We start from the raw sequence: 13826 nt of genomic DNA on the forward strand, positions 1-13826 counted from the left end.
GTTCGTTGCCGGGGATTTGTTCCCTTGTTGTCCTGAGGCAACGCGAATTATTTAGGGTAAAGCGGAAGTGAAAATCTGCTTAATTGATGAAACGGGCGCCGGAGACGGCGCCTTATCTGTTCTTGCCGCCCGCTGGGGGCTGGAGCATGACGAAGACAACCTGATGGCGCTGGCGATGACGCCGGAGCATCTGGAATTGCGTAAGCGCGACGAGCCGAAGCTTGGCGGCATCTTTGTTGATTTTGTCGGCGGGGCGATGGCCCATCGGCGTAAGTTCGGCGGCGGACGCGGCGAGGCGGTGGCCAAAGCGGTGGGCGTCAAGGGCGACTATCTGCCGGAGGTGGTGGACGCCACGGCGGGGCTGGGGCGCGACGCGTTTGTGCTCGCCAGCGTAGGCTGCCGCGTGCGGATGCTGGAGCGTAACCCGGTGGTGGCGGCGCTGCTTGATGATGGCCTGGCCCGCGGCTATGCCGACCCGGAAATTGGCCCGTGGCTGCAGCAGCGTCTGCAGCTTATTCACGCCTCGAGCCTGACGGCGCTGAGCGATATTGCCCCGCGACCGCAGGTGGTCTATCTCGACCCGATGTTCCCGCACAAGCAGAAAAGCGCGCTGGTTAAAAAAGAGATGCGCGTCTTTCAGTCGCTGGTGGGGCCGGATTTAGACGCCGACGGCCTGCTGGAGCCGGCGCGCCTGCTGGCGACCAAACGGGTGGTGGTCAAACGGCCTGACTACGCGCCGCCGCTGGCGGATGTCGCCACGCCGAACGCGGTGGTCACCAAGGGCCATCGGTTTGATATTTACGCCGGCACGGCGGAATAACCCCTTCTCGCCGAATATCCCGCACGGTAGCGCAACGCGCCTTATCCGGCTACGTAGCCTGTAGCCCGGATAAGCATCGCGCGGCCCAGGCGCCGAAATCCAGACAGGTGACGTAGTTTTCCTGACGACAGGGCCGCGGCGCCACTTCCAGCAGGCTGGCCGCCGCGTTGCCGCCGGCAAATTTGCCCAGCAGCGCATGGCAGAGGCGCTCGGGCAGCTTGACGCCCGTAAGAGCTAACCTCAGCCAGCTGCCGCTGGCCGAGGCCTGAGCCGCCGCTATTTGCCGTCGGCAGGGGTATTAATCATGCGGTTGAGCCACGGCACCAGAATCGCCATCACAATCGTCACCGCCAGGGTCACCAGGCCAATCTTGCCGAACACGTCTGTGTAGATCGGCAGGGTCTGCAGCGGGTCGGTGATATTTTCCGGCACCGCGGTGAAGGTCGCCACGTATCCCCCCATCAGGAAGGCTGCCGCCTGCGTCAGGAACCACATCCCGAGGATAAAGCCCATCAGCTGCTGGGGAACCAGCGCGGCGACCATCGCCAGGCCGAGTGCGCTAATCAGCAGCTCGCCAAGGCTCTGGAACAGATAGACCAGCACGATAAACCACGGCGAGGTGAGCCCCTGGGCGTCGGCAAACCAGATACCGGCGGCGGCGGCGGTCAGGAAGCCCAGCGAACATAAAAACATCCCAAGGGTAAACTTCATCGGCATGGTCAGGTCCCGACCTTTGTTGCCGAGGCGGGTGTAGATTGCCGCCAGTATCGGGCTGGCGACCACGACCCAGAACGGATTCAGCGCCTGGAAGCTGACCGGGTTAATGGTGATGCCAAGGATCTGGTGGTGCACGTTGTTGATGGCAAAAAAGTTGAGCGACGTGGGCATTTGCGCGTACAGGATGTAGAACAGCACCGCTTCCAGCATCAGGATAAAGGCGACAAACATCTTGTTGCGGCCGGTTTTATCCAGCTTAAAGGCCTCGCGAAAGAAGAAAATAATCACCACGATAGAGAGGACGATCAGCACCAGGTTGGCGATTTTTACGTTATGCATGAGCCAGGCGCAGAGGAAAATCATCGCTACCGTACCGACCAGCACGTACAGCAGGTTGCGCAGCACCAGCGGCCGATGGTCAGGCTCCGAACCGATATCTTTGACCATCCCACGGCAGGCGAAGTAGACCAGCAGAGCGATAATCAGCCCCGCCCCGCACAGGTTGTAGGTGACGGCGTAGCCGAACTTCTCGGCAATCACCGGCGCCAGCGATAGTGACAGCAGGGAGCCGATGTTAATCGACATGTAAAACAGGGTGAATGCCCCGTCGAGGCGGGCGTCCTCCGGAGGATAGCACTTTGACAGCAGGCTGGCGGGGTTGGCCTTAAACAGTCCGTTCCCGACGGCGATAGTGCCCAGAGCGATAAAAATGAGATCGGGTTTCAGGAGCGATAGCCCGGTCATGAAATAGCCGAGCGCCAGCACAATCGCCCCCAGCACCAGCGTTCGTTTGGTGCCCAGCAGGTGGTCGCCGACGTAGCCGCCGATGGAGATCAGGCCGTAGACCAGCGCCGCAAATGCGCCGAAGGTAATAAACGCCTGTTCCTGAGAGAATCCGAGCTGTTTAACAAAGAAAACCGCCAGGATGCCCTGGACGCCGTAATAGCCAAATCGCTCCCATAACTCTACAAAAAAGATCATGAAGAACGGCCGCGGTTGCTGCAGCAGGCCCGTAGGTGCAGTTGTTTTCATATTCCTTCGCCTTTTAGTGCTATCCCAAAAAAGTATGAACGCGTATGCCAGAACGCGCTGAAAAAGTATGATGGCGCGCTATACTGCGGCCATTGGCTTAATGATTAGATTATTATATAGATGTTTTTTCTTATAATTGGTCGATCACACTAACTGATATTAAATGTGTGGGTTGATATCCTGCCTATGTCTCTAGGCGGGAGATAACGGTTCGTTTGGGATAGTCGGGATAATAGCGGGCGGGCGATGGCGGCGCGGACGGGAAAAGAAACGCCCGCATAAGCGGGCGCAGACAGGCTGATGCTGAGAAAGGCGAAAGCGTTATTCGTCTTCTTCGTCGCGCAGCGGGACAATCAGCATATCGACATGTACGGTGTTGATCAGCTGGCGTGCGGAGGACATCAGCTTGCTCCAGAAGTCCTGATGGTGGCCGCAGACGACCAGGTCCATATCGTATTTTTTAATGGCATCAACCAGCACCTGGCCGAGATCGCCGCTGCCGCTCAGGGTTTCCGTAATCGGATAGCCCGCGTTGCCGGAGAGTTCGCTCAGCGCGTGGTGGGTCTCTTCAGAAATGCGTTTCTGCATGTCGCCCAGATTGACGTCGATAAGACCGGTGTAGAGGTCGGAGTAATTCACATCGACGTGGATCAGGGAAACCTTGGCATTGTAGGGACGTGCCATAGAAACGGCTTTCTCTACCAGCACTTTGCTTTCCGGGGAGAGGTCTACTGCAATAAGAATATGTTTGTAAGCCATAGTGTTACTCCTTCCATAAGTTGTCGATGACCGTTGGACCAGACAGCTAGCGCTGCCGCTTCGCCCGCGTCCTGCGTGCTAATTCGCGGGGGTTCAGTCCGTTAAGGACTTAATTGTAGAAGATATTTCTACCTTATAGCGCCCCTCGCGCGCCGTCAATGCGCCTGGTTCACCAAATAGTTAAACAAATATATCCGTCTTATGTATTGATAACGATTAACCTTGTGGTAAAAAAATTAACGGATCTCCTACACTATTTAATGAGCCGATCGAATAAATAAACGTGATTGGTATCGCACTCTTCTATTGTATGGGTCGGGTATTGGGGAGCGCTAGCCCCGGAGACGTCTCCGAGGGTGGGTCGCCGGGGAGGAAGTATGATCAGCACGATTGCGCTGTTTTGGGCCCTGTGTATCGTTTGTGTGGTGAATATGGCACGCTACTTCTCATCATTGCGTGCGTTATTGGTAGTGCTACGTGGTTGCGATCCCTTGCTGTATCAATATGTTGATGGCGGGGGTTTTTTTACCTCTCACGGCCAGCCGGGTAAGCAGATGAGGCTGGTCTGGTATATCTACGGCCAGCGCTACCGCGATCATCATGACGACGAGTTTATTCGCCGCTGTGAACGGGTGCGGCGACAGTTTATTTTGACCAGCGCGCTGTGCGGCCTCGTGGTGGTGAGTATGGTTGCGCTACTTATCTGGCACTAGCGCAAAAAAAAACGGGCCAGTTTCCTGACCCGTTATATCGCTGCCGTTAGCTTCTTAGATAAGCTTCAGCGCTATCCAGTACAGCCCGCCTGACAGCAGAATCGCCGCCGGGAGGGTGAGAACCCACGCCATCAGAATACTGGTGACGGTTTTTCTCTGCAGTCCGCCGCCGTCAACGAGCATCGTCCCTGCAACCGAGGAGGAGAGCACGTGGGTGGTGGAAACCGGCATCCCGGTGTAGCTCGCCAGACCAATCGATACGGCTGCGGTCATCTGGGCCGACATACCCTGTGCGTAGGTCATGCCTTTCTTACCGATCTTCTCGCCGATAGTGGTCGCCACGCGGCGCCAGCCGATCATGGTGCCGATACCTAACGCCAGAGCAACCGCCATAATGATCCAGATTGGCGCGTACTCGATGGTGCTCAGCATATCGGTTTTAAGCTTCTTCAGCAGACGCTTATCATCGCCATTCACTTCCGGCAGCTTCGCGACTTTGTCGGTGGTGTCGGAAATACACAGCATAATGCGGCGCAGCTGGCTGCGCTGATCGAGAGTGAGCGCATCGTAGCTTTCGATTCCGGTGAGCATCGTTTTCACGCGGCTAAGCGCGTTGACGGTGTTCGCCGGATGGCAGTGGAACTCGCCCGCGGCGACCGCGCCGGCTTCCGGTGACGGAATCAGCTGGTCAACGCCGGTCGCTTTCTTCAGCAGCTCAGGACGCTGTTCGAAGAAGGTTTCCACGTTATTGACCGCATCGCGGGTACGGGTGATTTCGTAGCCGGAAGCGTTCATGTTAACCACGAAACCTGCCGGCGCTACGCCGATAAGCACCAGCATCACCAGGCCAATGCCCTTCTGACCGTCGTTCGCGCCGTGCGAGAATGACACGCCTATTGCTGACAGAATCAGCGCAATACGGGTCCAGAACGGCGGTTTTTTCTTCCCGTCTTTCTTTTCACGTTCAGCAGGCGTCAGGTGGATACGAGCGCGTTTCTTGGTATTGCTCCAGTAGCGGCGCAGAATGAAAATCAGGCCGCCAGCCACCACCAGGCCCACGATAGGCGAGACGATCAGCGAGGCGAAAATACCGATGACTTTCGGGATATTCAGCGCGTCAACCACCGAGGTGCCGGTCATCAATGCATTGGTTAAACCAATCCCGATGATGGCGCCGATCAGCGTATGCGAACTGGAGGCCGGAAGACCAAAGTACCAGGTTCCGAGGTTCCAGATAATAGCCGCCAGCAGCATGGAAAACACCATAGCGAGGCCATGTGCAGAACCCATGTTAAGCAGCAGGTCGGTCGGCAACATATGCACAATGGCATAAGCTACGCTAAGACCACCTAACAGAACGCCGAAAAAGTTGAAGAGAGCCGCCATCGCCACAGCAAGCTGCGACCGCATTGCGCGTGTGTAGATCACAGTTGCAACAGCGTTTGCGGTATCATGAAAACCGTTAATCGCTTCGTAAAACAGCACGAAAGCTAAAGCAAGCAATAGTAATAGCCCGGTATGTAAATCCAGACCGGCAAATAAATGTAGCATAGGACGTTACGCCATTTTGAGGACATGAACGCGGCGCATTATCAGTGACTTTAGCGGCGCGGGCAAAGTGAAATATAGACTTTTTTTGATTTCCTTGCTCTTCAGGTACGACGCGCTTGGGAGTAATCCTATATATTTCAATGATGTAAATAAATACTTAATTTTTCGCGCTGGTGCGACCAGCGTGAAATATTTACAATTCCCGACAATCGGGACATGAGGAAAGCAGTGTGGAAAGGTTTGATGCCATTGTAATTGGCGCCGGAGCGGCGGGAATGTTTTGTGCAGCACAGGCGGGCCAGGCGGGGCTGCGCGTGCTGCTGCTGGATAATGGCAAAAAGCCGGGCCGTAAAATCCTGATGTCCGGCGGCGGGCGCTGCAATTTTACCAATATGTATATCGAGCCAGCGGCCTATCTCAGCCAGAACCCGCATTTTTGCAAGTCGGCGCTGGCGCGCTACACCCAGTGGGATTTTATCGAGCTGGTGGGTAAACACGGCATCGCCTGGCATGAGAAGACGCTCGGCCAGCTGTTCTGCGACGACTCTGCCGAACAGGTGGTCAACCTGCTGCTGGCCGAATGTGAAAAGGGCGGCGTGCAGCTCCGCCTGCGCACGGAGATCCTGAGCGTCGAGCGCGACGACGCGGGCTTCACCCTGCAGCTTAACGGCGAAACGGTGGCGGCGAACAGGCTGGTGGTCGCCTCCGGCGGCCTGTCGATGCCGGGCCTTGGCGCGTCGCCGTTCGGCTACAAGCTGGCCGAACAGTTTGGCCTGACGGTGCTGCCGACCCGCGCCGGACTGGTGCCTTTTACCCTGCATAAACCGCTGCTCGAGCAGCTGCAGGCGCTCTCCGGCGTGTCGGTGCCATCGACCATTACCGCCGAGGACGGCACGGTTTTCCGCGAGAATCTGCTGTTTACCCATCGCGGGCTCTCCGGTCCGGCGGTGCTGCAAATTTCCAGCTACTGGCAGTCGGGAGAATTCGTCAGCATCAATCTGCTGCCGGACTGCAGTCTCGACGACTTCCTCAACCAGCAGCGGGCAGAACATCCGAATCAAAGCCTGAAAAATACCCTCGCCATGCAGCTGCCGAAGCGTTTGGTCGAGTGCCTGCAGCAGCTGGGGCAGATCCCGGACGTTACGCTGAAGCAGCTCAACCTCCGCGAGCAGGAGGCGCTGGTGGAGACGCTGACCGCCTGGCGCGTGCAGCCCAACGGCACCGAGGGCTATCGGACGGCGGAGGTGACCCTCGGCGGCGTGGACACCAACGAACTCTCCTCCCGCACGATGGAAGCGCGGAAAGTGCCCGGGCTCTATTTTATCGGCGAAGTGATGGACGTCACCGGCTGGCTCGGCGGCTATAACTTCCAGTGGGCGTGGTCCAGCGCCTGGGCCTGCGCGCAGGCGCTGTCGGAGGCGTAAAATGAGGTCAGCCTCCCGTTGCGGAAGGCTGACCTCTGGCCGTCAGTTCAGACCCAGAAAATACTGGGCGATTTTGAAGTAGATGATAAGCCCGGTGCCGTCGATCAGCGTGGCGATAAACGGCGCGGAGACCACCGCCGGGTCGATACCGACGCGCTTGAGCACCATCGGGATCACCGACGATACCAGCGCGCTCCACAGCGTAATGCACACCAGGGTCAGGCTGACGATCAGCGTGATTTCCATCCCGATGCCCATCATCCAGGCGCGCAGGCATCCCGCCAGCCCGAGCGTCAGGGCGATCAGCAGCGACGTTGAGACCTCTTTACGGATAACCCGTCCCATATCGCGCAGCCGCACTTCGCCCAGCGCCATGGAGCGCACCAGCGTGGAGGTGATCTGCGTGCCGCTGTTGCCGCCGGTGCCGATCAGCAGCGGGATAAAGAAGGCCAGCGCAATGGCTGACTCCAGCGCCTCTTCAAAGTGCTGGATAACGCTGCTGGTGTAGGCTTCGGCGACGAACAGCAGCAGCAGCCAGACCGAACGCTTCTTCCACAGCGTCCACGGGCTTATCTCCAGATAGGGCTTCTCCAGCGGCAGCGTCGCGCCCTGCAGATGCGCGTCTTCGGTGACCTCATCTTCCAGCAGATGGGCGATCTCCTTCTCCATCAGGCAGCCCACCAGCTCGCCTTTTTCGACCACCGGCACCAGGTTGAGCCCGCGTTCGCCCAGTTCGGCCACCACCTGCTGGCGCTCATCATCGGGCTTTACGCGGAACAGGCAGCTGTCCATTAAGTAGCGAATGGGCTGCGTGGTATCGCTCTCCTGCAGCAGTTTTTTAATCGACAGGCTGCCGCGCAGCTTCCTGCCGGCGACGACGAAAACCTGGCCTGGGATATCGTCGCTGGTGAGCTGCGAGACAAAGCGCTCCCGCGCTTCATGAACGCTGAGCTGCTCCGGCAGCGTAATAAAGTCGGTACGCATGTACTGGGCGATGGCATCGCCGTCGAAGGCGGCGTTAGCCGGATGGGTGGCGCAGTGTTGGATGGATGACATGGTGTAATTCCCTATAAAAAAATCACTCATAGGGGCGAACAAGACAGGATGAGCACAGGCAGATCCCTACGTCCTGGTTTTAGCACTACACAACGTATCTGTCCGGCGTCAGTGCCGTCAGAAGTTACCTTGGCAACACCTTGATTCGATGGATGCCTGTATTTCCCTGAGTGGTCTCTCTCGATACCAGCAGGGCGGTAACTTATATTTGTGCAGGAGCCTCGCCATAACGAGATCGTTAAATGAGGCGCCATTATTCACGAAAAGAGATAGTTAACCAGGTTGATAATTCAACATGTTTATCAACTGTTGATAAACGGCGGCGGTTTTGTTTACCGATCCGCCGTTGCGTTCCCGCCGAACGCGAGGCTAGGAGTGGGCGTGCTCCTCCTCCGCGGTCAGGCAGTGCAAATGCCCGTGACGCACGCCGCGCTGGGCAATCACCTCATCGGCGAAGTGCTGCACTTCGCCCATTTCCCCTTTCAGTACCGCAATCTCGAGGCAGTCAGCGTGGCTGATGTGCACATGCAGCGTGGCGACGGAGAGATCGTGGTGATGGTGCTGGGTGGCAATCAACCGGCTCGCCAGCTCGCGCTTCTCGTGCTCGTACACGTAGGAGAGCACCGCGTAGCCGCGCTGTTCGCTCTTTTGCGCGTGTTCATGCATCAGGGTGTTGCGCAAAATATCGCGCACCGCTTCCGAGCGGTTGTTATAGCCCCGCTGTTCGCTGAGCGCATCAAGGGTGGCGAGAAGCTCATCATCAAGGGTCAGGGTTACGCGCTGCATGGCTGTTTCTCTTTGGTCAGGGAGGCTGGAAAAGCGGGAAGTACCGCGCGCTGTAGCGCCCGACCCGCGGTGGACTGAAGACGCAGCGGTGAGCTTATCTCCGTCGTTTCAACAATTTGCCCGCTCTCCATCACCATCACCCGCTGGCAAAAGCGTTCCACCAGCCGCAGGTCATGGGTGATAAACAGGCAGGCGGTAGAAAACTGGACCTGCAGACGCTTGAGGAGGGCAACGATCTCCGCCTGCAGCACGAGATCCAGATTCGACACCGCCTCATCAAGGATCAGCAGCTGCGGACGCACCACCAGCGCCCGGGCCAGGCACACGCGCTGGAGCTGGCCGCCGCTGAGCTGCAGCGGGCGCTTGTGGAGCAGGTCAGCGCAGAGATCGACCGCCTGCAGCATCGCCTTCACCTGCGCCGTGCGCTCATCGCGGGAGTAGCGGAACAGGTGGCGCAGCGGTTCGCTGATAATCTCCAGCACCGTTTTGCGCGGATTCACCGCGCTCAGCGGGTCCTGAAAAACCAGCTGGATATCGCGGCGAAAGGTGCGCAGAGCCTCGTCCTTCATGGCCGGGAGCGGGGTATCGCGCCAGGCGATAACGCCGCTATCGGGTGATTCCAGCCCCACCAGCATGCGCGCGAGGGTGCTTTTGCCGCAGCCGCTGCGCCCGAGCAGGGCCACCGTCTCCCCCGGCGCGATGCTGAGGTTGATCTGCTGCAGCACCGCCGGGTGATGCGGGTAGTCGTGGCTGACGCCAGTGACGTTAAGTAAATTCACGCTCTGCTCTCCATTCCATACAGCGCCAGGTGCGCTGCCAGCAACCGTCGGCTGACCGGATGCCGCGGGGCGCTGAACAGGGTTGCCACGTCGCAGCGCTCGACGATACGACCCTCGTCCATCACCGCGACCTCGTGCGCCAGCCGTGCCACCACGCCCATATCGTGCGTGATCAGCAGCAGGCCCTGGCCGCGGCTGGTGACGATCTCCTCCAGCAGGTCAAGAATGCGCGCCTGGGCGACGGCATCGAGGTCGGTGGTGGGCTCATCGGCAAAGATAAACGGCGCCTCGCTCAGCACGGCCAGGGCAATCATCATCCGCTGCAGCATGCCGCCGCTCATCTCGAAGGGGTAGCGCCTGAGCAGCTGGGCGGGGTTCTCCAGCCCCACCGCCTGCAGGGCGGCGATAAATGCCGACTCATCCGGAGGCCGGCCGACGGCGCGGCAGGTTTCCCTGGCGTGAGCCGCCATGGTGTGCAGCGGGTTAAAGGCGCTGCGAGGATTCTGCATGATGGTGGCGACGGTGGCGCCGCGTAGCTGCCTGCCGTGGACCGGTATTCCGTCGAGCAGGATGCGCCCGGCGCTCTGCCTGACGCCGGGCGGCAGAACCTCAAGGGCCGCGGCGCAGGTCAGCGATTTTCCGCAGCCGCTGCTGCCGAGCAGCGCCAGCACCCGGCCGCGCCGCAGCGTCAGCGACAGATCGTGGACCAGCGGCCGCTCGGCGTGGAGGGTGAACTGCTCAAGCTCGATCTTCTGTGGCATCAGTGGCTATGCTCCGCGATCAGGTGAGGATCGAGACGATCGCGCAGCGCGTCGCCCACCAGGTTAAAGGCCATCACGCTGATAAACAGCGCCAGGCCCGGCCACAGCATCTGCAGCGGCTGGGTCCAGATATACTGGCGCGCATCGTTAATCATCACTCCCCACTCGGCGGTTGGCGCGCTGACGCCGAGGCCAAGGAACGACATTCCGGCGACGTGCAGCATCATATGGCCGATATCGAGGGTGGCGAGCACCAGCAGCGACGGCACCACCGCCCCCGCCAGATGATCGACAAAGACGCGGACATGCCCCGCCCCGCAAAGCCGGGAGGCGAGCACAAACTCGCGCTGGCGTAGCGAAATCGTCAGGCTGCGCACCATCCGCGCGTACCATGCCCAGTGCGACAGGGCGATGGCGATAATCACGTTAGTCAGCCCGGTACCCAGTACGCCCACCATGAAAAACGACAGGATAGAGGTCGGGAAGGTCATAAACATATCGGCAACCCGCATGGTGAGCTGATCGACCCGGCCGCCCATCAGCCCGGCGCAGCCGCCGATGACCAGCCCCAGCGCCAGCACCAGCAGCAGGCAGGCCAGCACCGCGCCGAGAGAAACCCGCGTGGCGGCCAGCAGGCGGGAAAAAATATCGCGTCCCAGATGATCGGTTCCCAGCCAGTGCCGGGCGTCCGGCGAGAGCAGGCGTGACGGTAAATCAACGGCCTGCGGGTCGTAGGGCAGCCACCACTGGGCGGTGAGGGCGATCAGCACCAGCAGGATAATGGCGATCAGCGCCAGGCGAACCGGCCAGCGGGCAGAAAGAAAAAGGTTCACGGGCGCGCTCCTTCATGGCGGCGAATACGCGGGTCCAGCGCGGCGTTGAGCAGGTCAACCGTCAGGTTGCAGAGCGCAAACACCACCACCATCACCAGCGTGAAGCACTGGATAACCGGGTAGTCGCGGTTAAAGATGGCCGACACCGCGTAGCGCCCGATGCCCGGCCAGGCAAAGATATTTTCGATAATCATCGTGCCGCCAATCAGCTCGGCAATATGCATCCCGATAGCGGTCACCACGGGCAGCGAGGCGTTGCGCAGGATATGGCGGCGTTCGGTTTGCCTGTCGCTCAGCCCGCGCAGCCGCGCCCAGGTGACGTGGCGCTGGCCGGCAACCTCCAGCATGCTGGCGCGCAGCAGGCGGGCGTTAATGGCCAGCGACATCAGGGCTATCGACGCTGCGGGCAGAATAAGGTGTCGCCAGCCGCCGTAGCCCAGCGCCGGCAGCCACTGCAAATAGACCGAAAAAAGCATCACCAGCAGGAAGGCGAGCCAGAAGTTGGGCATCGAGACGCCGAGAAAGGCGATCGCCCGCACGATGAAATCCGCCGGGCGGTCGCGATGGCGGGCGGCCCAAATCCCCAGCGGCACGGAGGTCAGCAGGATAATAACCAGCGCCGCGCCCGCCAGCTGCAGCGTGGCGGGCAGGAAGTGCATCACGTCGTCGAGCACCGGCCGCTGGGTGGCGAAGGAGAGGCCAAAATCGAGATGCAGCGCCTTCCACAGCCAGCTGGCGTACTGGGCGACGAGCGGCTGGTCAAGTCCGAGCATCGCGCGGGTGGAGGCCACCATCTCCGGCGTCGGCGGAAGATTTGACAGGCGCAGATAGTCCAGCGCCGGGTCGCCGGTGCCAAGACGCAGCATGAGAAAGATAATGACCGAGGCGGCGAAAATCATCGGTATCAGCAGCAGGATGCGCCGCAGTACGTAGCGCCGCATCAGGGCTGCTCCGGCCGGATCTGTTCGAACGGAATCTCAGCGGCGATGGCAGCGTAGGGGATCGTACCGAGCTCGGGTTTTGCCACCACCATCATCGAGACGTAGCTGATGGGCAGATAGACCGCATCGTTGTGCAGGCGGGTCAGGATGTCGCGATACAGCGCCTGGCGCTGGGTTTCGTCGGTGGTCGTCAGCACCTTGCCAATCTGCTGGTCGATAAGCGCCTTATCGGCTAACCCCTGCTGGGCCTGATAGTCGGCGTGAGAGGGGACGCGCATTGAGCTCATAAAGGCGTGCGGATCGTACGGCGCGCCCCAGGTGCGGTTAAAAATCATGCCGAAGCGCCCGTCGCGCTGGCGGGCATAAATGCTGCTCTCTTCTTCGCCGTTCAGCACGACATCGACGCCAACCTGGCGCATATCGGCCTGCATAATTTCCGCCATGGATTTGCTCAGAGCGTCGGTGCCGATAAACGACATCTCGATGCGCAGCGGCTGGCCATTTTTCCGGCGGATCTGCTCGCCCGCGGGCTTCAGCCAGCCGGCGTTCTCCAGCAGGGCGTTAGCCTTCTGCGGATCGTAGCGGCGCGGGGTCAGTCCGATATTGGCATAGGGCACCGAAGGGGCGAACAGCGTATCGGCGACCTGCTGGGTGCCGTACAGCGCGTTGTCGATCAGCGACTTTTTGTTGACCGCATAGTTGAGCGCTTCCCGCACCGCCAGCTCATTGGTGGGCGCTTTGGCAGAGTTAAGCGCCAGCATCACCGTTTCGACGGGCTGAGAAAGCTGGGTGCGCCAGGCCGGGTTGTGGCTGAAACGCGCGAAGGTATCCAGCGGCAGCAGGCCCTCGTTGCCGTAGAGCAGATCGATATCGCCGGTTTCAAAGGCGACGGCGCGGGTCATCGGATCCGGGATCACCTTCACGGTCACCTGGTCAATCGCCGGTTTTTCGCCCCAGTAGCGTGGGTTACGCGCCAGCACGTCAAACTGGTTGAGCTTCGTGGTTTTCAGCACCCACGGCCCGGTGCCGATGGGCGCCTTAATGCCGTGAACGGTGCCGCCGTCAACAAACTGTGACGGGGCGATAAAGCGGAACGGACGCGGCAGCGCCAGCTCCTGCAGAAAAGGGTAGTAGGCGCTTTTCAGGGTAATTTGCAGCCGGGTATCGCTCAGCGCCCTGACATCGCTAATCTGATTGGTCAGCTCGAGCCAGGCGTGGCGCTGCCTGTTCGCCAGCACCGCCTGAAAATTGGCTACCGCCGCCTGGGCGTTAAACGGCTCGCCGTTAGAGAACTGCACGTCACTGCGCAGGGTAAACAGCCAGACCTTGCCGTCCGCGGAGTGGGTCCAGCGGCTCGCCAGCCACGGCTTGACCGAGCCATCCTGCTGATATTTGACCAGCGGCTCGTAGACCATGCTTTGGGCGAACATCTGGTTGGGCGTATAGAGGTGGGGATTCAGGGGGCCGACGTTTACCGGCCAGGCGGTGACTAATTCACGCGCGGCGGCGCCGGTTAGCAGAGGCAGACAGAGGCAAACCGCCGTCAGAAGGGGGCGGAAGAGGGTACGGAGGATCGACAAGGCGGTAATCTCAGTGAGCAGAAAAGTATGATGATTTTAATAATTCATCATACTTTAGGAGTAACTCAGATCAA

At 59.8% G+C, this 13826-nt stretch carries 13 protein-coding genes and 1 riboswitch; of the genes, 3 read left to right on the plus strand and 10 right to left on the minus strand.

What is annotated here, in order from left to right:
- The first annotated feature begins 67 nt into the window (after window positions 1-67).
- Window positions 68-820 (plus strand): 16S rRNA (guanine(1516)-N(2))-methyltransferase RsmJ, encoded by a 753-nt coding sequence (rsmJ, locus tag HCK03_RS01165; protein WP_041143104.1) that lies wholly within the window; start codon window positions 68-70, stop codon window positions 818-820.
- Between the two features lie 276 nt (window positions 821-1096).
- Here rsmJ and dtpB read toward each other — a convergent pair whose 3' ends face one another.
- Together dtpB and uspA are read right to left on the minus strand one after the other, a co-directional pair.
- A complete protein-coding gene (gene dtpB / locus HCK03_RS01175; protein WP_123552493.1) occupies window positions 1097-2569 on the minus strand; it encodes a dipeptide/tripeptide permease DtpB in 1473 nt (490 codons plus the stop codon).
- 321 nt (window positions 2570-2890) lie between these two features.
- On the minus strand, window positions 2891-3328 hold the full coding sequence (gene uspA, locus HCK03_RS01180; protein ID WP_041143102.1) for a universal stress protein UspA: 438 nt from the start codon (window positions 3326-3328) through the stop codon (window positions 2891-2893).
- 377 nt (window positions 3329-3705) lie between these two features.
- On the opposite strand from uspA, the gene uspB reads away from it, so the two are divergent.
- Window positions 3706-4041: a universal stress protein UspB gene (gene uspB, locus HCK03_RS01185; RefSeq protein ID WP_041143101.1), complete on the plus strand. Its 336-nt coding sequence runs from the start codon at window positions 3706-3708 to the stop codon at window positions 4039-4041.
- A 54-nt stretch (window positions 4042-4095) separates the two neighbouring features.
- Here uspB and pitA read toward each other — a convergent pair whose 3' ends face one another.
- Window positions 4096-5592, minus strand: coding sequence for an inorganic phosphate transporter PitA (gene pitA / locus HCK03_RS01190; RefSeq protein WP_143717611.1), 1497 nt, complete (start codon window positions 5590-5592; stop codon window positions 4096-4098).
- A gap of 230 nt (window positions 5593-5822) precedes the next feature.
- Here pitA and HCK03_RS01195 point away from each other — a divergent pair, with 230 nt between their 5' ends.
- Window positions 5823-7016: a BaiN/RdsA family NAD(P)/FAD-dependent oxidoreductase gene (locus HCK03_RS01195; RefSeq protein ID WP_167691040.1), complete on the plus strand. Its 1194-nt coding sequence runs from the start codon at window positions 5823-5825 to the stop codon at window positions 7014-7016.
- Between the two features lie 42 nt (window positions 7017-7058).
- Here the strand turns inward: HCK03_RS01195 and HCK03_RS01200 are convergent, their stop codons facing one another.
- From HCK03_RS01200 to nikA, 7 genes are all read right to left on the minus strand, one after another.
- A complete protein-coding gene (locus HCK03_RS01200) occupies window positions 7059-8072 on the minus strand; it encodes a magnesium transporter (protein ID WP_076946201.1) in 1014 nt (337 codons plus the stop codon).
- A 57-nt stretch (window positions 8073-8129) separates the two neighbouring features.
- Window positions 8130-8313: riboswitch (M-box (ykoK) riboswitch) on the minus strand.
- A 128-nt stretch (window positions 8314-8441) separates the two neighbouring features.
- Window positions 8442-8858: a nickel-responsive transcriptional regulator NikR gene (gene nikR, locus HCK03_RS01205; RefSeq protein ID WP_167691041.1), complete on the minus strand. Its 417-nt coding sequence runs from the start codon at window positions 8856-8858 to the stop codon at window positions 8442-8444.
- Complete coding sequence (gene nikE, locus HCK03_RS01210; RefSeq protein WP_167691042.1) at window positions 8846-9637, minus strand: nickel import ATP-binding protein NikE; 792 nt, start codon at window positions 9635-9637, stop codon at window positions 8846-8848. Before nikE ends, nikR begins: the two co-directional genes overlap by 13 nt.
- Window positions 9634-10398 (minus strand): nickel import ATP-binding protein NikD, encoded by a 765-nt coding sequence (gene nikD / locus HCK03_RS01215; RefSeq protein WP_167691043.1) that lies wholly within the window; start codon window positions 10396-10398, stop codon window positions 9634-9636. The genes nikE and nikD overlap by 4 nt, the downstream gene beginning before the upstream one ends.
- Complete coding sequence (gene nikC, locus HCK03_RS01220; protein ID WP_115191715.1) at window positions 10398-11231, minus strand: nickel ABC transporter permease subunit NikC; 834 nt, start codon at window positions 11229-11231, stop codon at window positions 10398-10400. The genes nikD and nikC overlap by 1 nt, the downstream gene beginning before the upstream one ends.
- A complete protein-coding gene (nikB, locus tag HCK03_RS01225) occupies window positions 11228-12172 on the minus strand; it encodes a nickel ABC transporter permease subunit NikB (RefSeq protein ID WP_041143093.1) in 945 nt (314 codons plus the stop codon). Before nikB ends, nikC begins: the two co-directional genes overlap by 4 nt.
- A complete protein-coding gene (nikA, locus tag HCK03_RS01230; RefSeq protein ID WP_167692381.1) occupies window positions 12172-13746 on the minus strand; it encodes a nickel ABC transporter substrate-binding protein in 1575 nt (524 codons plus the stop codon). Before nikA ends, nikB begins: the two co-directional genes overlap by 1 nt.
- Window positions 13747-13826 lie beyond the last annotated feature (80 nt).

Origin of the sequence: Klebsiella terrigena (genome assembly GCF_012029655.1) — a bacterium.
Classification (GTDB): Bacteria; Pseudomonadota; Gammaproteobacteria; order Enterobacterales; family Enterobacteriaceae; genus Klebsiella; species Klebsiella terrigena.